We start from the raw sequence: 24,940 nt of genomic DNA, 5'->3' as shown, positions 1-24,940 counted from the left end.
ATCCGGAGCCAAAGCGCGTCGGAATGATGCAGACTTGATGCGCCATTACCTGGAAACCGAACAGGCCCCCTCGCCGTACCAAGTGTTTCCACCAGACCTCATTCAGCAGACATACACTATCCCGCATGTCTCTGATTTAGGCATTAACGAGTTACGCAATGACCCCACCTACCGATTTGCTTATATCCTTGGCGCAGCATTTGGAGAAATGCGACACCAGCACCCATTCACAGACCCGACGACACAGTACTGGCAGCAGGAACTGATCGGGAAAGCGGTACCATCTGGGGGCTCGAGACATCCCTCTGAATTATTCATACAAGTCCACCAGTCATCGAGCTTTCAGCGTGGGTTTTATCACTTCAACGTTAAAGCTAACACTCTAGACAAATTCTGCACTGACCAAGTTGAGCAAGAGCAAATGGACACAAGCTCAGCCAGCCCTCACCCATGGAGAGCAACTTTACACATCTGCTCTGCCGTACAGCGAGCGATGTATAGATACCGGGATCCACGGAGCTTTCGAGCAATATTGATAGATATAGGCCATATAGACGCACAGCTCGCGACATTCGCCGCCTACTGCAACTGGCAATACTCCAGCAGTATCAATGTCAAACTTAACTTCGGCACAACCCTTGGAGTAGCCGAACAATCATTGCCCCGGCTAATAACTGCAGAGCTTCGAGGAGGATAAATGCAGGCAAGTTTCTCAGGCACGCTAGTACCGAACGTGCCCAGCCTCTGGCAGAAATACAACTGGGAACTACCGTTTTCATTTCTAAGCAAAATAGATAATGACCAGTACCCAATTCCTCTACACAACCCTCCATCAAGTTCGATCGTGAGCGGTTTTGACGCGACACGTGCCCTAGGTCGCCGCAGCTTAACAGTCCCCTCCGAGCAAATTATCCCGCAGGGAAAATTCCGCACACTCTTATCATCCATTTACGAATACATAACGCCTCACCCTGGAATCTGCATCTCCGTCGGCCTCACCAATGTCGAAGGCTGGAAAGATTCCACCTATACACTATTCCACCAACCCCGACACCTTAGAGACACGCATGGTAACGTGCGTGAATTTTCAGACATAATTCAAGGACAGTCATGGGGGAATGGTTCCGGCCTAGCCCTGCTAATCTGCTTCGACTCCGAAGTTTACACAATGGCCGACTTAACAACCTCCGCTGATCTGGCATTTGCATCCGCATTAATAGCGGCCGGGAATATTTGCCAAAATATTGTCCTCGACGCCACACAGCTTGGCTTCAGATGTCGAATGACTCCAGCCATCAGCGAATCAAAAGCTCAGCAAATTTACCGCCTCAATGACGACATCATCCCGCTCCATTTCCTCAGGATTGCGTTTCAAGCTCCCGACCCACGCACATCCGTCTCCATCCCATGCGCACCAGGGTCGCCTAACACTGCTCATGAGCATGTAGTTTTTCAATGATGAATTCGTCCAGAGAAGGGCAAGAGCGACACCCTGTAGCAGGGGCCGTTCTTCTCATACTGGCTCAAGCAAGTAGTGCGGGGGCTTCGTTCTTGCTTGAAAGTGTCGCACGCCTCTACATCACAGTCATGGTTCCGGGCGCCACCGCCTCGTGGGCGATCGCTGCAGCCGCCGCTGCCTCGACAGCGCCCCGGATTATTATTCAGGGCCCTGCCGGCCGCCGAGCCGATTTCGGCAGGAAAGATCACACGCTGGTCATTTCAGCGATTATTAAAGCGATCTCTCTCATCGCTCTCACTCTCTCATTACTCATTTGGCCACTCAACGTCGCAGTCATTAGTGGCTTCATGGTGGTTTCCATCTTTGTGAGCTTCTCTATTGGGCAGTTCTTCAACGCCACCCGCGCTGCGTTCACCCAGGCGTTCACCCCGGCAGGAAGCCGTCCAGAAGTTGCATCCTGGTCGATGTTTGCCTTATCCAGTATGGGGATCATCGCGGCTGCGATGGTGCCACTGATATTTGAGCACGCTGGTGCAGTCGGAGTACTGGTCAGCGCCAGCGTGCTTGAGATCTCAACGATTCTGGTAACGCTGCGATTCCTTCGGAAGGATTTCCCGCATTACCATCATCGCGCGAGTTCACTTCACGTTAATTCCCAGACTTCTCGCTCATCGCACCGACTCGACTTGGCCTCGCAGCATGATGCAGTCAAATTGCTCTTCATGCTTGCGTCCATCTATGGTCTGCTAGCGGGAGCAACAAGCCAGGCCCTGCCACTGTATGTTCTGAGAACACGTTCAATTGAGATTGCACAATTTGGCCTAGTGACCGGAGCCTTCGCTGTCGGCAGCCTTATTGGGGCGGTAGTCTGTGCGCGTCTCGTGCATAGACACGGCGCCACATCGGTCTTGAACACCTCTTTACTGGTGTGCGGTGGGCTTTATGTCCTTTTTTCCCTAGGCCCGAATACGCTGACCTTGACGCTAGTTATGCTACTCACAGGAATTACGGTCGGGGTCTTCGGAGCTTCGCAAGGACCCATCCTGCAGCAATATATTGACCACGCCAAAACGGGAAGGGCTTATTCCCGCCTCGTTCAGGTCAGCGGTATTTTCACCCTATTGGGCACGATACTGGCTGCTCTCACCACCGCTATCTCAGGTGCGGTTGGCCACGGCAACGTCGCACCCGATATTTATGCATGGGTGATTGCCTGCAGCGGTCTTCTCGCGTTCACAACTTCGTTGCTACTCATGGCGCGGAAAATTATCCGCAACGCTCGCAGCAGTCAAGTTTGAGCCCGGCAAGTAGCGACGGCTGCAGCTAGTCGAGGGCCACGTCAACACCGGCTGCGCGCAGCTCGTCGAGCGCTTGCGCTGCGGTTTCAGGGTTGACGGCCGCAGTGAGCGGCACGATCACGCGCGCCGAAAAACCGGCCCGCTTCGCGTCGAGTGCCGAAGCCCGCACACAGTGATCGGTGGCGATACCCACCACATCCAGGTGGGTGACGCCCGCATCCCGCAGTGCATCCGCGAGTAGCTGCCCGGTTTCGGTAACGCCCTGGAAAGCCGAATAGTCGGGACGCCCCATGCCCTTGCGAATGTGCAGACCGATGGGTTCGGTGTTGAGGTCGGGGTGGTACTCGGATCCCGGGGTGTCGGCGACGCAGTGCACCGGCCAGGTGTCAACGAAATCGGGCGAGGCCGAGAAATGACCGCCATTGTCGTTATCGGCATCGTGCCAGTCGCGGGATGCGGCAATCACCGAATATTCGGCGCCGCACGCTGCCAGGTATTCACTGATTTCGCCCGCCACTCGAGCACCACCCGGGCAGGCAAGGGCGCCACCCTCGGTGAAATCATTTTGGACGTCGACAATCAGCAGTGCATTGGTCATACAGGTCATTCTTGCGCATCCGCAGCTGTGAGGCTCGCTCCCCCGCGGCGCTACCGGTCGGTGATCGCGGTTGTCGCCGCCAGCAGCTGGGCGAAGCGGCCGTTCGCGGCCACCAGCTCAGCATATTGGCCAGACTCCACAATGGTTCCCCGCTCGAGCACGTAGATACGGTTCACATTGCGCAGCGTTTCGAGCCGGTGCGCAATTACGAGCGTGGTGACCCCGAGGCCATCCAGGCGTTCAAGCATCCGCTGTTGGGTGAGCGGGTCTTGGTGGCTCGTGGCCTCATCCAGCACCAGCACCGCCTGCTGTAGCCCGCCGGGCGCATTGCGTGCCCGCAGCAGTGTGCGCGCCAGCACGAGCCGCTGCCGCTGCCCGCCACTTATGCGGCTGCCGCGCCGCCCCACCGGCGTGTCGAGCGGCAGCTCAAACTCGGCCATCTCGCAGGCCCAGCTGAGTTGCTCGTCGCTTGCCGTCGCATCCGCCACGCGCAAATTGTCGGCGACGGTACCGTCCACCACGAACCCCTGCTGGTCGGCCACCGCAACCCGCGCAGCCACCGCATCCGATCCGAGCGCCGCCACCGGGTGCCCGTCGATGAGCACCTCGCCGCGGTCAACGTCGTAGTGACGCTGCACGAGCCGCCCAATCGTCGATTTGCCCGATCCGGTCGAGCCAACGAGCGCGATCGAACTGCCGGCCGGCAGCTGCAGCGATACGCCCCGCAGTGCTCCCGCATCCCGGCCCGGATAGTTGAAATGCACATCTCGCAGTTCAACTCGCGGGCAGTTCCCGGCGGGCTCGACCGGGGTGAGTTTTTGGGGCTCGATAACGGTGGGCTCGCCACCGGCGAGTTCGCGGATGCGGCGGGTGGCGGCAAGCCCCGCCGGCAGCGAAGTTGCCAACCGTTCAACCGTGTCAAACACTCCGACGGTGCCGAACACGAACGAAACGGTGACGAGCACACCGGGAAGGTTGGCGCGGTCGGCGACGAGCGTCGGGATGCAGGCCAGCGCCACCAGCGTGGCACCGAGCCACACCCGCAGCGAGGTTGCCGCATTGCGGATGCCGGTGCGGCGGCCACCGGTGCGCAGCTGGTCAGCAAGCTGTTCGTCAATGTGGGCAAGCTGGTCGGCACGCCAATCGGCGGCAGCATATGCGCGCACCTCTTCTTGCAATCGCAGTGTGTCGGCGATGTGCTGGGCGGTGTCTGCCCGCAGCTGTGCCGTGCGTCGCGCATCCGCACCGCGGGTGCGCGCCAAAAACGGGATGCCTGCCCCCGCAAGCATCACCACGGCCACGGCCAGCGCCGGCAGCGGCCCGCTCAAAACGCCCGCGGCAATAGTCACCGCCAGCGGCACCACCACGAGCGAAACCGCCGGGGCGATCGTGTGGGCGAAAAACACCTCCACGCGGTCGACGTCTCGGATCGCGGTTGTTTGGATGCGCGCCGCCCCCTGGCCGTCGGTGATGGCCGGCGCTTGCGGCACGAGCCGCCGCAGCAGCCACACCCGCACCTCGGCCATGAGTGAAAACGCGGCAAGATGCCCGAGCAGCTGTTCAACATAGCGCGCGACGGCTTTCACGATCGCCAGCAGCGCCACTGTCACCACCACGGGCAGCAGTTCGCCGGCGGCAAGCTCGGTGCCGCTCACCCAGATTTCGCCGAGCTTCCTGGCCGGCACCGCAAGTAGCGATACCGCCAGCAGCTGACCGATGATTCGTGCGGCAATTGAGCCGGCGAGCTGGCGCGTGGCGGCGCCGGCAAATTGCAGCAGCCAGCGCACCTGTGGCCAGGTACCCTCATGTTTTTTGGCGGTCATCATTCAACCACCTTGTCGGATGCGGCCACACCGGTTTTGTTCGGCTGCTGCGATGCCGCGAGCGCGGTCGCGAAATACTCGCTGTGTTCGAGCAGTTCGGCGGGGGTTCCTTGCGCGGTAATGGCACCGTTTTCGAGCACGATCACCCAGTTTGCCTCCATGATTGTGTCGAGCCGGTGGGCGACGGTGACCACGGTGCGTCCCACCGATGCGGCTGCGAGGCTCGTGCGCACGCGCGCTTCGGTGACGCGGTCGAGGTCGGCAGTGGGCTCATCGAGCAGCAGCACCGGGCGGTCGCGAAGCAACGCCCGCGCAACGGCGATACGCCGCCGCTGCCCGCCTGAGAGAAATTCGCCGCGGTCGCCAACCTCGGTGTCGATTCCGTCGGGGAGGTAGGCAATTTCGTCGGCGAGCCCGGCGCGGTGCAGTGCCAGCTGCAGTTCGTCGGTATCGGCGCCGGGTTTGGCGAAGCGCAGGTTGTCGGCGATGGTGCTGGCGAGCATCCCCGGCTGCTGTGACACCGTCGACGAGCGGTCGCGCAGCACGGTCGGGGTGACCGGGTGACCGTTGAGCAGCAGTGTTCCGGCACTTGGATCTTGCAGCCCGCCAAGCACCCGCAGCAGGGTTGATTTGCCTGCCCCGGATGGCCCGACCACGGCGATATGTGCACCGCCGGGAATCTTGAGGTTGATGTCGCGTAAAAGCGATTCGCCGTCAACCGTCACCGACACATCCCGCAATTCGAGTTCTCGACCGGCTCGGTTATCGAGCACGTGTGCGGGCACGTCTGCCGTGGGCTCGTCGCTGAGTGGCTGTTCGAGTACGGATGCGATCTGATCGCGTCGCGCGCGGCCGGCAAGCCCCACATAAAAGCTGCGGCCGACGCGGTCGATCGGTTCTTGCAGCAGCGGGATGCACAGCAGGCCCGCGAAGGCGGCACCAATATCGATCGCCCCGTCAAGCAACCGCCAAAGCAGTAGCGCCACCGCGGTGACGCCCATCAACCAGCTGAACACGATGTCGTTGACGATGATCATCCGCTGGTTGCGCACCAGCAATCGCGATAGTTCGCGCATCGATTCGCGGGCGGATGCGGCGAACGCGGCGATCATGCGGTCGGTGGCACCGAGCACTTTGAAAGTGCCGATGCCCTCAAGCATTTCGAGGTAGCGGGCGGTGGCGGCGGCTTCGCGGCGGCGGTATTCGGCGTTGGAGCCGCGCAGCAGTTTGCCGGCAGCGACGATGATCACCGGCACGAGTGCCACGAATACCAGTAGCAGCACCGCCGATAGCCAGTCGATGGTGATGCCCCACACCACCAGCACGATGAGCGGCGCGGTGAAGGATGCGAGGGTTGGCGCGAGGAAGGTGGCGCGGTAGACAGCGGCTTTTTCAACGCCGGCGGTGGAGATATCAATGAGCGCGCCCTCACTGCTCGACGGCGCGCTGCCACGCGGGTGGTGCTTGCTGCCGTGAGCGGAGCCTGCCGGAACCTTCGCGCCGTGCTGGGCGGCAGCCACCAGCTGTCGGCGCCAGTTTTGTTCGAGATCGGCCTGTTCAAAACCGGGTAGCGCTTCGGCGATTCCGCCGGCTGCGGCGCCAATTACCGCCACCGGGATGCCGGCAGCCAGCAGCCACAGCGCACCGGTCACATCCGGCTGCCAGACCGCCGCTTCGGTAGTGAGCGCCCCTGCTTCGGTAGCAACAAGCGCGGCGATGGCGCGCGCCAGCAATACCGCCGCGACAGCGAACATCCCCACGCGCAGCCAGGTGAGCAGGATGACCGCGCGAGCCATTTTGGGCGGCTCGGTTATCGCTTCACGCAACCACATTCGTCGCCAACCTCATTTCAATACCGGGTCTCTCCACCCTACGTGTGCCACTCATGGTGTTCTTCGCGACTTGAGCACAAATGACGCCGCACTACGCGGTGCGCGAATATCAACACGCGGTTTCGCCTTCCGGGGCAGAATAGAGAGCATGCTCTCCCCCGAACAGATCGATGACATCGCGCGTGAGCTAGCCGAAGCCGAACGCACCCGGACGCTGATGCCGCGCATCACCGCCCGCTACCCGGAAGCCACGGTTGAAGACTCATATGCGATTCAGGGCCGCTGGCGCGATCAGCAGCTGGCTGCCGGTCGGCGTTTGGTGGGGCGCAAAATCGGACTGACATCCAAGGCGATGCAGCAGGCTACCGGTATCAGCGAACCCGACTATGGCGTCATGTTCGACGACACCGTCTACGAAAACGGCTCGGTCATCCCCTACGACCGTTTTACCAATGTGCGCATCGAGGTAGAGCTCGCATTTGTGCTGCGCGAACCGCTCGAAGGCCCAAATTGCAGCATCTTCGACGTAATTCGGGCAACCGAGTTCGTCACCCCCGCCCTGGAAGTGCTCAACTCGCACATCGAGTTGGAGGGACGCACGATCGTCGACACGATCTCGGACAATGCCGCCTACGGAGCGATGGTGCTCGGCGGCCACCCCATGCGTCCGGATGAGATCGATCTGCGCTGGGTTTCAGCGCTGCTCTACAAAAATGAGACGATCGAAGAGTCTGGCGTCGCCGCCGCGGTGCTCAACCACCCGGCAACCGGCGTCGCCTGGCTCGCGAATAAATTCGCGCAGCACGGCTCGCGCCTGGAGGCAGGCGAGATCATTCTTGCCGGCTCGTTCACCCGCCCGATGTGGGTGGAGCGAGGCGACACCGTGCTGTGCGATTACGGACGAATGGGGACCATTACATGTCGATTCAACTAGCGAAGCCCTTCCATCAGCAGCTGGCGGCTGCTGATCGCGGTCTGGTGGGAATGTGGGTGTGCTCTGGATCACTCGTCAACGCCGAAATTGCCGCTGGTTCGGGCCTCGACTGGCTGCTGATCGACGGCGAACACACGGCCCTCACCCTCGAATCACTGCAATCGCAGCTGCAGGTCGTAGCCGCCTACCCGATTACCCCAATGGTTCGGGTGCCAGTAAACGATCCGGTGATCCTCAACCAGTTCCTCGACCTCGGCGCCGTCAACCTGCTGGTACCGATGGTGAACAATGCCGAACAGGCAGCCGCGGCAGCCTCGGCGGTGCTCTATCCGCCGGCAGGAAGCCGCGGAGTGGGTTCGGCACTGGCGCGCGGGGCCCGCTGGAACCGCATCCCCAACTATCTCGAGCGCGCCAACGACGAATTTGTGTCGCTGACCGTGCAGATCGAAACCGCTGAAGCGGTCAAAAACGTTGACGAAATTCTTGCCGTCGAGGGCGTACACGCCGTGTTTATTGGCCCGAGCGACCTGGCCGCTTCGATGGGGCTCATCGGCCAGCAAGGGCACCCCGATGTGGTGGCCCAGGTGCGCCGCGTGATGGAGGCCGCAAAGGCTGCCGGTAAGCCCGTGGGCATCAACGCCTTCAACCCCGCACTCGCCCACGACTACCTCGATTCGGGTATCGATTTCGTGCTGGTGGGGGCCGATGTGGCCATGCTCGCCCGTGCCAGCGAGCAGCTGACCAGCGAGTTCATCGCGCAGCGCACCGGCCAGAAGGTTGCTGACGCGATCGCGAGCTACTAGCAGCGCAGCTCGGCCGCTGCATGTTGAACGGCCGAGCTGCGACGAGCCCGGCTTGGCGGGACAGCAGGCGGCGGGCGCTGTGCGCACCCGCCGCTGCGACCGTGGCTAGTGATCGTGTTTCACACCGGCCGGGATGGGATCGCCCGGCTTCCATTCATCCCACACGCCGCTGGCTTCCATATCGGCGCCGAGCGGAATGTTGTGCCGGTTCCGCAGGGCGATCGAACCAACAAGACCGACGAGCGACATCACGCTGAGGTAGATCGCGGGACCGTACCAGCGGCCCTCGTTGGCTTCGAACAGCGCGGTCACGATCAGCGGCGCAAAAGCACCACCGACAATGGCACCGATGGCATAGGTGATCGAAACACCCGAGAACCGCACCGAGGCCGGGAACACCTCGGCATACCAGGCCGAAAGCGGACCGTAGCAGAAGCCCAGCGGCACACCGAGCAGGCAGGTACCGAGCACAAAGTAGATCGGGGTGTCGGCGCCCATGGTCACCAGTGGGAATAGCGCGATCGAGGCTGGCACCATCAGGATGTAGCCGATGATAAATACGGTCTTGGCACTGGTTTTATCGGCGATATAGGCACCCACATAGGTGAAGATGGCCCACGATATTGCGGCGAGGTTGAGCAGCAGGCTGACCGTGCTCGGTTCCATCCCGACCATGCCATTACCATCCGGCGGCAGCGGCGCGGAGGCGTATTTACTGACGGTACCGCCAACGAGCATGTAACCGACGGCGTTGTCACCCGCGAACACGAGCGCGGCGAACAGCACGATCAGCGGAAAGCGGCGGAAGAGCACGGCAACCGGGGCGGTTTGTTCTTTTTTGGCCTCGGCGATCTGCTTGAACACGGGTGATTCTTCAACAGCGCGACGCACGACATAACCGACAATGATCAGCACGATCGAGAACAGGAAGGCGATTCGCCAACCAAAGTCGAGGAACTGCTCGTGAGTGAACACACTCTGCAGGATCGTGAGCATCCCGGTTGCCATCAGCATCCCAAATGGCACGCCCATCTGTGGCCAGGCACCGGCACGGTTGCGCTGCCCCATCGGCGCGGTCTCAACAGCCATGAGCGCGGCACCGCCCCACTCACCACCGGTGGAAATACCCTGCAGCACCCGCAGTAGCAGCAACAAAACGGCACTGAAAGCCGCAAGATCGCCGGTTGGCAGCACACCAATCAGCGCGGTTGCCCCGCCCATCATGATGAGAGTGGTGATCAGCACTGGCTTTCGACCAAAGCGGTCGCCGAAATGTCCCGCGAGGAAGGCACCCAGCGGCCGAAAGAGAAATGACAGACCGATCGAGGCAACCGAAATAAGCACCGGGCCGGCTTCGCCGAGGGTCGCCCCCATCGGTTTAAAGAACAGCTCACCGAACACGAGGCTCGCCATAAACGCATAGATAAAAAAGTCGTACCACTCAACGGTGGTACCAACAATCGTGGCGGCGAGCACGCGGCGGCGTTCGGCGACGGATGTCACCGGTTCGGACGCATGATTAGTGGCAGTCGTGGCCATGTGAACTCCATTGTTCGTTACGTGTCAGGATGACGGATGCATCTTCGTCGATGCAACGGCACCAATTTATCACCGACCGGTCAGTTAGTTAATGCGCAATTTCCCGTCGGTTCATCGTGCTCGAATAACAAAAACGAGCGCCGTTCAGCTATTCACCGCTGTCGCGCAAGCCGAGCGGCCCGAGCGACCAGTCCATTCGCGGTGCATCCGCCTCGGCAAAAAGTGTCGCCACCTGCTGCTCGGTGACCGCATCCAGCGATGCTGGCTGCCATTTCGGCTGTCGATCTTTATCGACCAGCATCGCCCGCACGCCCTCGCTGAAATCGTGGCCGGCAATCAGCCGTGCCCCAACCCGAAATTCGAGGTCGATTGCTGCCCGCAAATCCGCCGCGTCACGATTGCGGCGCACGAGTTCGAGCGTCGCCGCTGCTGCCAGTGGCGACGCCGCCGTAATTGCCGCGAGCGCCTCGGCCGCAACCGGGTGCTCGGGGGCGTGTTCCTGCAATCGCGCAACAACCTCTTGCAGAGTCGCCGCCGAATACACCTCATCGATCCACTCGCGCTCGGCCAGCAGCTGCGACTCGCCCGGATCTTCGGCGAGATCAGCAACCACCTCGGCCGCGGGCTCGTTTGCCAATCGGGCGAGCAGCTGCGGGATGCGATCGGATGGGATAAACCAGTCGGCAAAACCGGTGGCGATCGCATCCGCCGCGTTCAATCGTGTGCCGGTGACGCCCGCGTGTTCGCCGAGCCGGCCCGGCATGCGGGCGAGCAAATAGCTGCCACCAACATCGGGGCTGAACCCAATCGCTGTCTCCGGCATCCCCACCCGGCTGCGTTCGGTGACCACCCGGATGCTGGCGTGCCCCGATAGCCCCACACCGCCGCCGAGCGTGTGGCCCTCCATCACCGCCACCACCGGTTGCGGCAGCTCGCCCCAGGTGGCATCGAGACGGTATTCGCTACCGAGCACTCGTTCGGCACCACCGGTATGGCCGTCGGCAACGATGCCGGCACGAAGCTCGGCCACATCACCACCCGCGCACAGTCCGCGCTCACCGGCACCAAAAATGACAATTTGCTCGACACTCGTGTCGGCGCGCCAGGCTGCGACCACCTCGGCCAGCCCGTCAATCATGGCCCCGGTGAGGGCATTGAGTTGCCGGGGGCGATTGAGCTCGATCATGCCGAGCCGCCCCCGCGGGCCGGTTCGGGTGATGCGCAGGTTTCCATTGGCCAGTTCGATAGTGGCGTCGCTCATACGAGCAACCATAAACGGGTGCCGCTACGAGAGTGCGAAAATTGAGGCATGGCCACCCCGAAAATTTTGTTGTACTACGTGTTCACCCCCATCGCCGATCCCGAAGCGATCAAGCTGTGGCAGCTGGAACTGTGCCGTCGGCTGGGGCTGCGCGGACGCATCCTGGTGTCAAAACACGGGATTAATGGCACCGTGGGAGGCGATGTGGTGCCCTGCAAACGGTATGTGCGCGCGCTCAAGCAGTATCCGGCGTTTAAAAACGTCGATATGAAATGGTCGGAGGGCACTGGTGTGGATGCCGACGGCCACTCGCTCGATTTCCCGCGGCTGAGCGTGAAGGTGCGCCCCGAAATTGTCGCGTTCGGCACGCCGGATGAGCTCGTGGTGGATGAAAATGGCGTCGTTGGTGGTGGCGAGCACCTCAGCCCCGAACAGGTGCATGAGCTGGTGGCCGAAAAACCCGACACCGTGTTCTTCGACGGGCGCAATGCCGCCGAAGCCGCAGTCGGCCGGTTTCGAGGCGCGGTGGTGCCGAACACGGTGACCACCCACGACTTCATCCGCGAAATTGAATCGGGCGCCTACGACTGGATGAAAGACCGGCCCGTGATCACCTACTGCACCGGTGGGGTGCGCTGTGAAATTCTTTCGGCGCTGATGATCAATCGCGGTTTCAACGAGGTGTATCAGATCGACGGCGGCATCGTGCGCTACGGCGAGCGCTACGGCAACGAGGGGCTCTGGGAGGGGTCGCTCACCGTGTTCGATGGCCGTGAGCATCTTGACCTCGGGCCAGAGGCAAAAATAATTGGCGAGTGCACGCTGTGCGGTGCCGCCACCTCGCGCCTGCAAAACTGCGCCGAAGACACCTGCCAGCAGCGATTGGTGGTGTGCGAACAGTGCGGCAAACAGGATGTGTATTGCGAGGCTTCGGCGGCCGCCAGCTAGCGGCGCCTCGGCGCAGGGGATGATATTGGTCGGCTACCAGTTCGATATTGAGCCGCTACCGGTGCTGCGCATCGGTGCGGCGTCTATCGTGAAGGCACCGATATCTCGACCCGTTGACGATCGGAGCAACAGTGCTCCCCAGAAAGCGAAAAAACTGGCTACTTAGGTGGTCTCCGCGGCTATTTGCGGGCCTCGGCGTGCTGGTGGTGGTGCTGCTGCTGAGCGCTCCCCCGTCGGTCAATCTCGTCGCCCCGGGCAAAACCACCGCAGCTGCGTGCCGCCCGGTCATCAACGTGGCGCCGGTGGAGGTGTACCGCAGCTACATAGTTCCGGATGCGGCAGAAGATGTGGTCGACACACACATCAATCCGCCCGAATACAAGTATTTCGGCCCTGACGAAGTCGACCAGCTCGACGGGCGTATGGCCTATGCGATCGGTTGCGAGCAGGCCCGCACCAACCGCCTCACCACGACTCTGTTCGTGGTTGTCGTCTGGGCATTTGCCACCCACCGCTGGTTTTTGTGGGCGGCCCGAGTACGGCGTGAAGACGCTGAACTCGAAGCCTTCCTTGAGCGTCGCGCGCAAGCAGATCACGGCCCGGAGGAGAAACAATCATGACCGCGAGCTCCCCCGTCCCGCCGTACCAGCCCGAGCCAGCGCCGCAGGGCCCGGAACCGACGGGCCTGGGCCGAGCCATGTTTTGGCTGCAGTGGTTCACACCGCTATTTGGCGCGTTCATGCTCACGTACGGCCGCGCGCTGTTTTTTGCGCAGGTCGTGGGTTGGATGGGCGTACTGGCACTCCTCACTGTGGCCCCGATCATGATCATCGTGTGCTGGGTGCTGAGCGCGATCACGCTCGCCAGCGACGATGCGCGGCGCGCTCGGGCACTGCCAAAGTGGTCAGCGCGATGCCAGGCCGCGATGTGGGTAACTATTTTTGTGTGCGCGGCATTCGTTGAAGATATGGTCGACGTTGAAGAACCGGCAGCAGCGTCACTCGCGCATCGGGTATTCGGAATAGATGTCAACGTCACGATGGCGATCGCCATCGCACTCCTGGTGGTGTTCGCCGTACTCGCCGTAGCCAGCTGCATCCTCGCGTTTAAAAAGCCCTCGGACGGCGCCTCCGCGCCCTAAGCACCGCGCCCGCACCCTCGGGGCGTCATCCCTAAGCACCAGCACCCCCTCGGGTACACCGCAAACCTCGGGGTACACCGCTATACCGGTGTACTCCAGCGATATCGGTGTACCCCAGCGAAGGTGCAGCAGTGCGCCTCCGCGCGGGCATAGCCCGAGTAGCCCTGAGCCGCAGCCTCAACGAACCTCGATGATGGCCCGGTAGGCGGGGTCTCCCCAGCGCGCCATGGCGTCAAACTCGTCAAGCGCAATCGGCAGATCGTGCCCGTCAAGCCAGGTCTCGCCCTCGGGCGCGTTAATCCACGGGTCTTGGATGTAGATATAGCGATCGTCTGCCGCATGCGCGATCACCCAGTGCGGGGTCGGATCATTGTGCATCGGCACCTCGTCAATCAGCACGATGGCAACCGCACCGTCCTGCAGTGCCGCAACCAGCGACGACACCGACTGCCACTCCGTCACGATCGGCAACCCGGCCTGCTCTGCCTGTATCCTGGCCTCGCGCTGCAGCAGCTCCTTCGATTCGCGCATGAACCCGTCACTGCCCTCAAGCAGCACCGGCCCGTCCTGTGAAATCGTCAGCGACACCTTGTGCTCGGGCAGCTCGGCAGCTAGCTCCACGAGCAGCGCGCAAGGGTCGATCGCCGGCATGTTCGTGGCGCGCCGCCAAAACGCGAGCTCGGTGCGCCGGTCGTCCTGCCGGTTCACGCCGTCAAGTCCGCCGCCGGCGAGGTGGTTCACCGTCAGCAGCGCCGCTACCGCCCCGCAGGTGAAGTCGGTGGTTTGGGCATAGTACGGCGGTTCGGGGTGACGGCCACCACCCGCAGCGAGCGCCCATCCCGCAACATTTTCGGTGCCATCAGCGGATGCATAGGGTGCCCGCAGCTGCCAACCACCGGCACGGGTGAGCACCTCGCGAATATTTTCAGGATGCGCTGGCGTCGCCGGGATCTCCCACAGCAGCCGCGCATCCCCGCGCTCGCGACCGTACTCAACGAGCGCAGCAACCGCGCCATCAATGTCGGCAGATTCTCGCCATGCTGAGGCCACAACCTTGGTCACCGCGGTGTGCGCGCGTCGCATCGTTAAAAACGCCACGCCCTCGCCCAGGTGCAGCTGTGGCGAATACGGGTGCCGCGAGCGCTGCCAGACGTCGGTGAGCACACCGCCGGTCAATTCCGCTACCGGTGCCAGCTGTTCTGTAGTGGGGGTGTCATTCAGTGGCAGTGTCTGTAGTTCCACCTAGGGCTCCTTCACTTCGAGGTCACCATCATCTCGCGACTGGCGGCCAAGCGCCGCCGATACCAACTGCTTGGTGTAGTCATGCTGCGGGTTGCCGAACACCTCCGCCGAGCGCCCCGACTCAACCACCACCCCGTCGCGCAGCACCGCAACCCGATCGGTTACCGCCAGCACCACGCCGAGATCGTGCGAAATCAGCGCAATCGCCTGCCCGGTTTCATCCCGCAATCGCCGCAGCAACTCGAGGATTTTTGCCTGCACCGACACATCCAGCGCCGATACCGATTCATCGCAGATCAGCAGTTTTGGCCGCGGTGCCAGCGCGCGGGCGATTGCCACCCGCTGCCGTTGACCGCCCGAAAGCGAAGCCGGTCGGCGCCGCAAATAATCAGCAGACAGTCCCACCTGCTCAAGTAGCTCGCTGGCATCACTCAGCGGACGGTTCGCCACCCGAAGCGCCTCACGCAGCGTGTCACCAACGGTGAACATCGGGTTGAGTGACGAATAGGGATCCTGAAAAACGATCTGCGCCATCTCGGGGGTGCGGTCGCGCCGCCCCGGCCGCACCGGCACCCCGTCGAATTCGATGCGGCCCGCATCCTCGAGCTCGAGACCGGCGATACAGCGCATCAGGGTCGACTTACCCGAGCCCGACTCACCCACCAGGCCCACGATTTCACCGCCGCGCACCTCAAAATCGACACCACGCAACACGGGCCGGCCGGCAAACGACTTCGTCACCCCGCTGGCACGCAACACCGGTATCTCGGCCGCATCCGCGGCGCCGGCAGCACCCACGAGGTCACCGTTACGCATCGCGGTCACCGGGTCGGCGGCAAGCAGCGAGCGAGTGTACTCGTGCTTCGGCGCAGTAAACAGCTCGCTGGCGTTCCCCCGCTCGACAATTTCACCCTGCCGCATCACCAGCACCCGGTCGGCATAGTCACGCACAACGCCGAGGTCGTGAGTGATGAGCAGCACCGCAATGCCACGCTCACGCCCCAACCGGTCAAGCAGCTCAAGAATGCCGGCCTGATTGGATGCATCCAATGCGGTGGTCGGTTCATCAGCAATCACCAGCTGCGGCTGCGAGGCAAGCGCGGCCGCAATGGCGGCGCGCTGCCGCATCCCGCCCGAAAGCTGGTGCGGATATTGCTCGGCGGTTTCGGCCGGCAGCCGCACCTCTTCGAGGGCGGCGCGGATGCGGTCGGTTCGCTGCCGGCGCGAAAGCTTCCCGACGTGGGCGTCGATCGTCCAACCGATCTGCTCGCCGATGCGGTGCACCGGGCTCAGCGCCGTAAACGGATCCTGCAGCACCATCGTCACCAGTCGACCTCGCAGCGGCTGCCAGTCACCTTCAGCCTGTGCCAGCGGATAGCGAGTGCCGTTCACCAGCAGTGCACCGCTGGCCGAAAGCCCCGGAGCAAGCAACCCGATCAGCGCTTTTGCCGAGAGTGTTTTACCCGACCCCGACTCGCCAATGAGCGCGAGCGTTTCGCCGCTGCCCACCTCGGCGCTCCAGGGATGCACAATCACTCCGCCCTGCGGCCCGTTCACCGCGAGCCGTTCGATAGCGATCGTGGCAGCGGATGGTGTCACCGAGTTCATGCCCGACCTCGTTCCAGCTTCTCGCCCAACCAGTCACCCACCACATTCGCGGCCATCGCCACCGCAATAATCAGCAGCGCCGGCACGAGCGCGGCGGCGGGGTTTTCAAAAATCAGGTGGCGGCCGTCGGCAAGCTGCCGCCCCCAATCGGCGGCGTCGCTCGGCACGCCGACCCCCAAAAACGACAGCGACGAGAACGACACCAGCGCAAACGTCACATTCAGCATCGTGTTGGTGATGATCAGCGGCAACACATTTGGCAACACGTGCCGGAACATAATTCGCCAGCGCGACAGATTGAGCATCTTCGTCGCTTCAACATAGGCGCGCGTCGACTGGTCGAGCACCCCCGCACGTACAATCCGAATATCGCTGGGCGAGAACAGCACGATGAGTAGCAGCACGGTAATCCAGTAGTTCGTGCCGAGAATACCGCCCACCACCAGCGCCAAAAGCAGCACGGGCAGCGCCAGCAGCAGATCGGTCCAGCGTCCGATCACCGTGTCGACCCAGCCGCGCTCATACCCCGCGAGGCTGCCAAGCAGCATCCCGAGCACCATCGACCCGAGCGCCACCAGCACCGGCCCCACCAGCGCCGAAGCCGCACCGCCAACCGCAAGTTTCAACACATCCCGGCCAAGATCATCGGTGCCAAGTGGATGCTGATAGCTCAACGGCGGTACCGCACCGGCAAGCAAATCCTGTTTCGTTGCATCCGGCACGATGAGGTTGCCAAAGATCGCCAAAAAAGCCGCCACCGCCAGCACAGCCAACGCCACAATTGGCAGGCGGCGCCCCTGCACCGCTGGAACCGTCAATATTTTCGTCTTGGGTGCGCTCATGCCCGACCCTTCCGCTCACGAGGGCTGCGCTGACGCGGGTCGAGCAGCCAAAAAGCGATATCGGCCAGCAGCGCGATCACGGCGATTAGCGCGGCAATCAACAGCGTGGCTGCCTGCACCACCGGGATGTCTTTAAACATCACCGAATCGGCCAGCAGCTTCCCGAGCCCCGGCAACGCGAACGTGGTCTCGGCCAGCAGCGTGCCACCCACTAGGAAAGTGAGCACGAGACTCGCCGCGGTGATGATCGGCATGGCGGCATTGCGAAGCGCCACCCGCTCAACCTGCCGTTCAGGAATTCCGCGGGCACGCATCCCCGTCACATAGTCGGATGCCAGCGCACTAACCATGGCAGTGCGGGTCAGCTTGAGCAGAATCGCTGCCAGCCCCACGGTCAACGAAAACGCGGGCAGGATGAGGTGATACAGCATGTCAACAAACCCGTCACCGGTGCCGTACACCGGGAAGATCGGCAGATAGTACGAAAACACGTACAGCAGCAGCACACCCACGGCGAAGGTCGGCGCTGAAATGCCCAACACCGCCAGCCAAGAACCCACCCGGTCGACAACACCTCGCGGTCGCACCGCGCCACGAATACCGAGCGGCACGGCAATGAGCACCGACAGCACAAACGCGAGCGCGCACATCCAGAAAGTTGTCGGGATACGGGCACCGATTGCCTCAGTTACCGGCACCTGCAAGCGGATGGAATCGCCAAGATTGCCGGTGAACACATTCCCGAGCCAGATTCCGTACTGGGTGAGGAAGGGTTCATCCAGGTGATATTTCGCGCGGATCGCCGCCACCGACTCGGGATTGACGGGTCGATTACCGAGCAGAGTTTTTGCCAAATCGCCCGGGGCGAGATACATGAGTGCAAACACCACGAAGGTGAGCACGAACAAGACCACCGCGATCCCCACGAGCCGGGTCGTGAGCATCCCCATCAAAGTGTCGCTAAATTTGCGCCTGGTGGCGCCGGCTGCGGCGCTCATGTTGCCGCCCGATACAGTGCGGCGGGCCAGCAACTCACGAACCGATACGGTGACAGATCACGGATCCCGAGATCCATCTTGACTGCGGTGATCGACTGCCCCCACCACAGCGGCACGTCAATAATGTCGGCGGCCTGCAGTTTTTCTACTTTGAGCAACAGCTCGATACGTTTTTCGGTGTCGGTTTCTGCCAGCGCCTGCGCCAGCAAATCCTGTATCTCGGAGTTTTCATACCCACTCACATTGCCGGTGCCGAGCATGAAACTCGAAATCTCCTCCGGCTGCCCGAGCGTCGAGAAGTACCACATATAGCTCACGCCATAGCCGGCCGATACATCGGCCGCCGCGAGCCATTCTTCAATCGGCACCTCGCGCACCTTGAGCTTGACCCCGATCGTGGCGAGGTTTTCGGCATAGGCGAGAGCAGCCTGTTTCAAATGCGGCCCAGTGGCCGGAACAAGCATTTCGGTCTCAAAACCGTTCGGCTGTGATGAGGCACTCAACGCCGCCTTAGCCTTGTCGAGATCAAACTCACGCTGCGGCACCTCGGCGAGCTTTTCGCGGGCCTCGTCGGCGTCGTACACGGTGGCGAGTGATTCGGGAGTCATGATGGTGCCGGCCGCCTCGCCCTGATTCCGCAGCAGGTTCTCGGCCACCGCGCGCCGGTCAAACGAGTGGGCGAACGCCTCACGCACTTTCGGGTCGTCAAACGGCTTCACGGTGGTGTTGAAATAGAGCCCCACATAGCTGAGGTCAGGCGCATTTTCGATGCGCATATTCGGCACCTGCTGCCACGACCGGCTCTGCTGCACCGGCACGCTGAAGGCAATATCAATCTCCCCAGAACGGGCCGCAAGCAGCCGTGTCGATTCATCCGGGATGAACTTCACGGTGAGGTGTTTCACCTTCGGGACGCCACCCCACCAGGTGTCAACACGCTCGTAACTCACATGCGAGTCGGGAACAAATTCAGTCACCCGATAAGGCCCGGTACCCAAAACCAGCGAGCGGCTATTGCCAATCTTGCCGTCGTGCTCCTGCCAGAACCGTTTTGAGGTGATAAACCCCGCACCGCCGCTCGACATGTTCTTGAGAAAAGCAGCGTCGGGTGCGTTAAGTGTGATTTCGATGCGGTCATCGCCGATGGCACTGATGCGGTCAACAGCGGTGAGGTAGTAGCTCAGTCCTGGCGAAAGCTCGGGGTCGCGGGCGGTTTCGAGACTGAACAACACATCCTCGACGGTGACATCGCTGCCATCCTGAAATTTGGCACCGTCACGAAGCGTGAACACGTAGGTGGTGTCGTCGGGCTGCTCCCACGACTCGGCCAGTGCCGGCTGCACGTCGCCGTTGGCGTCGAGCATGGTGAGCCCCTCCTGCCCGATTGCGGCGAGGTGGTAGTTGAGGATGCCGGCTTCATGCCCGACATACAGGCTCGACACTGACCCAGGGAGAGCTGCGGTTACGCTGGAGATTTCTTCGCCAGTGTCTGGCCCCACCTCGGTTGCGGTCGGCGGTGCACAGCCAACCAGGGCGAATGCGGCGGCGAGCACCAGCGCCACGCCGCGGCGCAGGCGTCGTCGGAATTGTGATGGGGGCACGGCCGAGAAACCTCTGCATCTACTGGTGGGCTGCGAAGCGCATCAGACCCGAACTCGGCTGCTAGAGAGCCCAGTTGCTTGCCTGTTTCGCCTCGAGGGTTGCCACAGACTAACCCAAAACTTGTCGACGCAACAATGCGCCGCTTCTTCGTTCGTAATGCGCCGCGGGCGTCGCCCCCCGGCGCCCGCCACACTCTAAGCCCGCGCCCGCCCCCGCCACACTCTAAGCCCGCGCCCGCCCCCTCGGGTACACCGCAAACCTCGAGGTACACCGCTATACCGGTGTACCGCAACGATATCGGTGTACCGCAGTGATGGTGAAGCACTTCACGAGGCGCACGAGCGCTACCTCGAGGCACACGCAAAGACAAATGTGGCCAACATGTGCCCACGAGCCGAGCAAGTGCTCACAAGCCGAGCTTGTGGAAACGAAGAACCCCCGCCTTCCGCTTGTTTCCAAGGGAGGCGGGGGTTTACCTTTCGGCGGTGACGGTGGGATTTGAACCCACGGTAGGGGGTTGCCCTACACGACATTTCGAGTGTCGCACCTTCGGCCGCTCGGACACGTCACCGTCGGACGACATTACACGCCCCGCGTCGTTCGCGCAAATCGAACTGCCAAACTGGCGCGCATCCCCCAACCCGCACTACCGATCGCGCGGCAGTGTCGGAGGCACCCCATAGGCTTTGCCATATGGCAACCAAACGAAAGCGACCGGCTTACGAATGCAGCGAGTGCGGCTATGAGGCCGTCAAGTGGGTTGGCCGCTGCCCCGAGTGCCAGGCCTGGGGCACCATAGAAGAACGCGCGGCCGCACGTGGCGGCCCGCAGTTTCGCGCCGAACCGCTCGCGCCCGCAACCGCCGCGCAGCCCATCACCGAAGTCGACGCGGGGCAGGCTGTGCACTGGCCAACCGGCATCAGCGAGTTCGACCGGGTGCTCGGCGGCGGGATCGTTCCGGGCGCCGCGATTTTGCTCAGCGGCGAACCCGGGGTGGGTAAATCGACGCTGTTGATCGACACGGCCTCGAAGATCGCAAGCTTGGGTGCCAAGGTGCTGTATGTGAGCGCCGAAGAGTCGGTGAACCAGGTGCGACTGCGTGCCGAGCGCACCGATGCGTTGCATCCCACGCTCTATCTCGCGAGCGAAACTGATCTGGCGACCGTGCTCGGGCATGTGGATGAGGTGCAGCCGCGGCTGCTCATCGTCGACTCGGTGCAGACGGTCGCTTCGGCAGAGCTGGATGCGCTTGCCGGCCAGCCTTCGCAGGTGCGCGAGGTGGCGTCGGCGCTGATTCGGCTCGCAAAATCACGCGGGCTGCCAGTGATTATTGTGGGTCATGTCACCAAAGACGGGCAGGTCGCCGGACCGCGACTGCTCGAGCATCTGGTGGATGTGGTGGCGCATGTTGACGGTGACCGACAGACGGCGCTGCGTTTTGTGCGCACGCTGAAAAACCGGTTCGGACCCACCGACGAGGTGGGGTGTTTTGAGATGACCGGTGAGGGGATGCGTGAGGTGCCGGATCCTTCGGCGCTTTTTATCAGCGACCGGGATGGGTCGGTGCCGGGCACCTGCGTCACCATGGCGCTCGAGGGCAAGCGGGTGCTGCCAGTGGAGATCCAGGCGCTTGTGGTGCCCACGCAGGCGCCGAATCCACGCCGGGTGGTCAACGGTGTGGATGCGGGGCGCGTGGCGATGCTGCTGGCGGTGCTTGAGCGCCGCTGCGGACTGTCATTTGCGCAGCATGATGTGTATGTGTCGACCGTTGGCGGGGTGCGGCTCACCGAACCGGCGGCAGACTTGGCGATCGCAGCGGCGTTGGCGTCGGCCAAGCTTGAGTCGGCGCTTGAGGATCGGCTCGCGGTGTTTGGTGAGGTGTCGCTCGTTGGTGATCTGCGGCATGTCACGAACGAGAAGCAGCGCATCACCGAGGGGCGACGGCTTGGTTTTGCGGGGCCGGTGGGGCCGGATGCGGGGCGCCTGGCGCAGGCTCTCGCGGCCGCGATTCCGGGCTTTGCTCAGCGCACCTAGCTCGTAGCGCTGTCTACTCACGCCACCACCCCGCCTCGTGTGTGGGTTCGCGTCATTTGTATGTGTTCTGCCACACACAATTGACGCGAACACACACAGAAGGCGAAGAAACGGCGGCGGCAGCGGGTGGAGGCGGGCGACGAGCGACGAGCGACGCGACGGCGCGGCGACGGCGCGGCGACGGCGCGACAGCGACGCGACAACGGAACGGCGCGGCGCCGCGCCGCCGGAAACGAGTTGCGCCCGCGTCCCCGATTGCAGGGATGCGGGCGCAGCTCGTTAGGGAGCGCTCAGACTAGGCGTTGCGGCGCTGTGCCATGAGGGTGGCGCCGGTAGCTGCGATGAGCAGTGCCACGGCGATACCGCCCACGAGCAGGTTGCTGTCGGCACCAGTCGCGGCGAGGGCGCCCTCGGCGGGAGTCTTACCGCCAGCAGCCTGGTCGTCCTTACCGGGCTCGTTCGGCAGCGGCGTGGCTTCGTCAGCAACTACCTCGAAGGTGGCGGTTGCTTCGGCGTCGCCCTGAGTTGCAACGACGGTGTACGTACCGGCCGGGAATGGCTGGTTGTCTGCGATGACCTCACCGGTGGCCTTGTCGAAGGTCGCCCAGGTGATGTTCTCTGAGAACTCGCCAGCCTCGTTCGGCATGACGGTGAACTGTGCGTTGATGCCTTCCGGACCGGTAACGGTCAGGGTGACTTCTTCGCCAGCGTTCCAGCCGGTACCCGAGATGAGGATGCCCTCAGCCGACTTCTCGACGGTCACCTTTTCGGGGTCGACAGTGATGGAGGGTGCCTCATCCTCAGTCTCGGCAACGGTCAGCGGCAGCACGGCTGCGGTGCCCGACTGGTTGAAGATGAGCGTCAGGTTCTGCTTGCCCGCGAGGTCGGCCGGGATGTTCAGGGTGATCTCAGCCTCAACCACGTCACCGTTAGCGGTGTCGCCAGTGATGGTGCCGGTACCAACAACCTGCTCGCCGATCTTCACGTCGACGCTCTCGTTCGCAAGGAAGTCCTTCGAGCGCAGGTTGAAGTTCTTCACCTTGAAGGTGAAGTCTTCGCCAGCCTTCAAGGTCGGGCCCTCACCGTAGGCGGTGAAGAAGCCTTCCGTGTCGACACCGGGGCGTGCGGTCGGAACCTTGAGTTCCTGGCCGGGCAGGTCCTTCACATACTCGGTGAAGGCGTCGAGGTCGACCGAACCGGTGTCAAACAGCGAGCCCTCGGCGAGGGTGTGGAAGTTGTCGCCACCGCCAGCGAGGAAGGTGGGCATAACAACCTTGTATTCCGCATCCATGCTGAGCGGGTTGCCGTCGATGGTGATGCCGGTGATACGGTCACCCTCGGCGCGGCTCGAGTCGCTGGTGTACGACACGTTCGGCGAGATGCCGAGCTGCAGGTAGGGACGGCTCGGAACTTCACCGTTCGCGTCGCGCTGCCACTGCTCTTCAAACACCTGCTTGAGCTGTGCGCCGCTCAGGGTGACAACGGCGAGGTTGTTGGTGAAGGGCAGCACGGTCTGTGCATCCTTGTAGGTGAGCACGCCGTCACCGGCGATGTCGGCACGCAGGCCACCGGGGTTCATGATCGAGAGGTCAGCACCACCGGCAACGTTCTTGTTGGCCCACTGGTACATCGAGTCGGCAACGAGCACACCGAGTGACGATGCCTCCGCCCGGTCGTCTTTGACTGCAGCCCCGTCGGCCCAGGTGTAGGCGCGGGTGATTTCGTCGTTCACAACACCGATCTGTTCAGCGCCGAGCACTTCGGCCTCACTGTAGGCGGCTTCCTTGATAGCCACGACCTTGTCGTAAACCTGCTGCGACTGCGGTGAGAGACCGTCGCGGGTGTAAACCGGAGCCTTGTCCGCGATGGTGTCGATCACTGCGCTGTCAGTCTTGACGATCTTGTTGTCAGCGTCGACCGTGAAGACGATCTGGCCAACCTGCTTGCCGTATTCACCGGCCTGCAGCACCCGACGTTCGCTGATGTCGTAGTTGTAGCCGTAGTGGGTGTGGCCGTGCAGTACGAGGTCGACCTTGTCGGAGGTATCTTTCGCCATCTTCGAAAACACCTCGTTGCCGAGGTTGGTGTCGAGGTCAGCCGCCGGACCGCCCTCGTGGTACGAGGCGATGATGATGTCAGCGGCGCCTGCCTGCTCGATTTCTTCGGCGTACTTGTTCACGGCCGCAACCGGGTCGCCAAAGGTGAGTCCCTGGATGCCCTGGGGCGAGACACCTGACGGGGTCGATTCGGTGACCGCGCCGATGACGGCAATCTTCACGCCGTTCACTTCGTAGATTTTGTAGGCGTCCATCAGCAGCGAACCGTCACTCTTGGTGACGTTCGCTGCGAGGAGTGTGCCGCCGAGCTTCTGACGGATGCGCTCAGCGTCTTCCTGGCCCTTGTCGAATTCGTGGTTACCCACGGTGAACGAGTGCTGGCTGCCCTCACTGAGTGCCGTCAGGGCATCCATTGTGGGGTCGTCGTTCTGCAGCGACGATTCAAATTCTGAGGCACCCACCTGGTCACCGTTGGCGACGAACAGCGTGTTCTCGGCACCGAATTTGTCGGCGATGGTCAACGAGCCTGCGGCGAAAGCCTCCAGGTTTGAGAGTCGACCGTGGAAGTCGTTGTACGAAACGATGTTGATCTGCTTCTGTCCCTCGGCCAGGTCGGCAGCGGGAGAAATGATCTCGGTGTTCTGCAGGGATTCGTCAGCGAAGGCGGGTGCTGCGAGACCAGCGAAGGCAAGCAGCCCACCGGTAACGCTAGCGACTGCGCCGCGCACGAAATTTTTTTTGTGAGCCACTCGGCCCCTCCTCAGTGATTCGTCAGCCAGGACTCAGCCAGAGTCCCAGTCACCTGTTACATTCCCGCAACAACTAGGTGAACGGAAGGTTACAAGAACTCGGAACTTTGGCTTACCCATGCCGATGGCGCCAACCAGCCGACTGTGGGGATGCATCCCAAGCCACCAATTT

At 62.4% G+C, this 24,940-nt stretch carries 19 protein-coding genes and 1 tRNA gene; 8 read left to right on the top strand and 12 right to left on the bottom strand.

Annotation, left to right across the window (positions count from 1 at the left end; genetic code table 11):
* Positions 1–697: 697 nt before the first annotated feature.
* Positions 698–1,459 carry a hypothetical protein gene (locus tag PV375_RS10195; RefSeq protein ID WP_332107215.1) on the top strand — a complete coding sequence of 254 codons (762 nt, stop codon included), beginning with the start codon at positions 698–700 and terminating at the stop codon, positions 1,457–1,459.
* Positions 1,456–2,757: an MFS transporter gene (locus tag PV375_RS10190; protein ID WP_332107214.1), complete on the top strand. Its 1,302-nt coding sequence runs from the start codon at positions 1,456–1,458 to the stop codon at positions 2,755–2,757. Before PV375_RS10195 ends, PV375_RS10190 begins: the two co-directional genes overlap by 4 nt.
* Positions 2,758–2,782: 25 nt before the next feature.
* Here the strand turns inward: PV375_RS10190 and PV375_RS10185 are convergent, their stop codons facing one another.
* From PV375_RS10185 to PV375_RS10175, 3 genes are read right to left on the bottom strand one after another with little or no spacing between them, the layout of a single operon-like run.
* Positions 2,783–3,355 carry a nicotinamidase gene (locus tag PV375_RS10185; protein WP_332107213.1) on the bottom strand — a complete coding sequence of 191 codons (573 nt, stop codon included), beginning with the start codon at positions 3,353–3,355 and terminating at the stop codon, positions 2,783–2,785.
* 50 nt (positions 3,356–3,405) lie between these two features.
* Complete coding sequence (locus tag PV375_RS10180) at positions 3,406–5,181, bottom strand: amino acid ABC transporter ATP-binding/permease protein (protein WP_332107212.1); 1,776 nt, start codon at positions 5,179–5,181, stop codon at positions 3,406–3,408.
* Entirely contained in the window at positions 5,178–7,010 is a 1,833-nt protein-coding gene (locus PV375_RS10175) for an ATP-binding cassette domain-containing protein (RefSeq protein ID WP_332107211.1), read from the bottom strand. The genes PV375_RS10180 and PV375_RS10175 overlap by 4 nt, the downstream gene beginning before the upstream one ends.
* Positions 7,011–7,158: 148 nt before the next feature.
* Here PV375_RS10175 and hpaH point away from each other — a divergent pair, with 148 nt between their 5' ends.
* Both hpaH and PV375_RS10165 read left to right on the top strand, forming a co-directional pair.
* On the top strand, positions 7,159–7,944 hold the full coding sequence (gene hpaH, locus PV375_RS10170) for a 2-oxo-hept-4-ene-1,7-dioate hydratase (protein ID WP_332107210.1): 786 nt from the start codon (positions 7,159–7,161) through the stop codon (positions 7,942–7,944).
* Positions 7,929–8,747: an HpcH/HpaI aldolase family protein gene (locus tag PV375_RS10165; RefSeq protein WP_201614471.1), complete on the top strand. Its 819-nt coding sequence runs from the start codon at positions 7,929–7,931 to the stop codon at positions 8,745–8,747. Before hpaH ends, PV375_RS10165 begins: the two co-directional genes overlap by 16 nt.
* A gap of 105 nt (positions 8,748–8,852) precedes the next feature.
* On the opposite strand, the gene PV375_RS10160 is transcribed toward PV375_RS10165, so the two are convergent.
* Together PV375_RS10160 and PV375_RS10155 are read right to left on the bottom strand one after the other, a co-directional pair.
* Positions 8,853–10,286: an MFS transporter gene (locus tag PV375_RS10160; protein ID WP_332107209.1), complete on the bottom strand. Its 1,434-nt coding sequence runs from the start codon at positions 10,284–10,286 to the stop codon at positions 8,853–8,855.
* 148 nt (positions 10,287–10,434) lie between these two features.
* Positions 10,435–11,547 (bottom strand): enoyl-CoA hydratase/isomerase family protein, encoded by a 1,113-nt coding sequence (locus PV375_RS10155; RefSeq protein WP_332107208.1) that lies wholly within the window; start codon positions 11,545–11,547, stop codon positions 10,435–10,437.
* 48 nt (positions 11,548–11,595) lie between these two features.
* Here PV375_RS10155 and trhO point away from each other — a divergent pair, with 48 nt between their 5' ends.
* The 3 genes from trhO (at position 11,596) to PV375_RS10140 (ending at position 13,636) form a co-directional block, all read left to right on the top strand.
* A complete protein-coding gene (gene trhO / locus PV375_RS10150; protein ID WP_332107207.1) occupies positions 11,596–12,495 on the top strand; it encodes an oxygen-dependent tRNA uridine(34) hydroxylase TrhO in 900 nt (299 codons plus the stop codon).
* Between the two features lie 131 nt (positions 12,496–12,626).
* On the top strand, positions 12,627–13,115 hold the full coding sequence (locus PV375_RS10145; protein ID WP_332107206.1) for a hypothetical protein: 489 nt from the start codon (positions 12,627–12,629) through the stop codon (positions 13,113–13,115).
* Positions 13,112–13,636 (top strand): hypothetical protein, encoded by a 525-nt coding sequence (locus tag PV375_RS10140; RefSeq protein ID WP_332107205.1) that lies wholly within the window; start codon positions 13,112–13,114, stop codon positions 13,634–13,636. The genes PV375_RS10145 and PV375_RS10140 overlap by 4 nt, the downstream gene beginning before the upstream one ends.
* Before the next feature lie 177 nt (positions 13,637–13,813).
* On the opposite strand, the gene PV375_RS10135 is transcribed toward PV375_RS10140, so the two are convergent.
* From PV375_RS10135 to PV375_RS10110, 6 genes are all read right to left on the bottom strand, one after another.
* Positions 13,814–14,878, bottom strand: a complete 1,065-nt coding sequence (locus tag PV375_RS10135; protein ID WP_332107204.1) for a peptidase C39 family protein — start codon at positions 14,876–14,878, stop codon at positions 13,814–13,816.
* On the bottom strand, positions 14,879–16,486 hold the full coding sequence (gene nikE / locus PV375_RS10130; protein ID WP_332107203.1) for an ABC transporter ATP-binding protein: 1,608 nt from the start codon (positions 16,484–16,486) through the stop codon (positions 14,879–14,881).
* The gene (locus tag PV375_RS10125) at positions 16,483–17,328 is read right to left on the bottom strand and encodes an ABC transporter permease (RefSeq protein WP_332107202.1); all 846 of its coding nucleotides are present in this window, start codon (positions 17,326–17,328) and stop codon (positions 16,483–16,485) included. Before PV375_RS10125 ends, nikE begins: the two co-directional genes overlap by 4 nt.
* A complete protein-coding gene (locus PV375_RS10120) occupies positions 17,325–18,326 on the bottom strand; it encodes an ABC transporter permease (RefSeq protein ID WP_332107201.1) in 1,002 nt (333 codons plus the stop codon). The genes PV375_RS10125 and PV375_RS10120 overlap by 4 nt, the downstream gene beginning before the upstream one ends.
* Positions 18,323–19,927: an ABC transporter substrate-binding protein gene (locus tag PV375_RS10115; protein WP_332107200.1), complete on the bottom strand. Its 1,605-nt coding sequence runs from the start codon at positions 19,925–19,927 to the stop codon at positions 18,323–18,325. Before PV375_RS10115 ends, PV375_RS10120 begins: the two co-directional genes overlap by 4 nt.
* A 484-nt stretch (positions 19,928–20,411) precedes the next feature.
* A tRNA-Ser gene (locus PV375_RS10110) sits at positions 20,412–20,499 on the bottom strand.
* Positions 20,500–20,621: 122 nt separating this feature from the next.
* On the opposite strand from PV375_RS10110, the gene radA reads away from it, so the two are divergent.
* A complete protein-coding gene (radA, locus tag PV375_RS10105; RefSeq protein ID WP_332107199.1) occupies positions 20,622–21,962 on the top strand; it encodes a DNA repair protein RadA in 1,341 nt (446 codons plus the stop codon).
* 295 nt (positions 21,963–22,257) lie between these two features.
* Here radA and PV375_RS10100 read toward each other — a convergent pair whose 3' ends face one another.
* The gene (locus tag PV375_RS10100; RefSeq protein WP_332107198.1) at positions 22,258–24,768 is read right to left on the bottom strand and encodes a bifunctional metallophosphatase/5'-nucleotidase; all 2,511 of its coding nucleotides are present in this window, start codon (positions 24,766–24,768) and stop codon (positions 22,258–22,260) included.
* Positions 24,769–24,940 lie beyond the last annotated feature (172 nt).

The sequence above is a fragment of the Gulosibacter sp. GYB002 genome, assembly GCF_036577665.1.
Classification (GTDB): Bacteria; Actinomycetota; Actinomycetes; order Actinomycetales; family Microbacteriaceae; genus Gulosibacter; species Gulosibacter hominis.
Note: the sequence above shows the minus strand (reverse complement) of the source record. Positions and strands in the feature narration are given on the sequence as shown.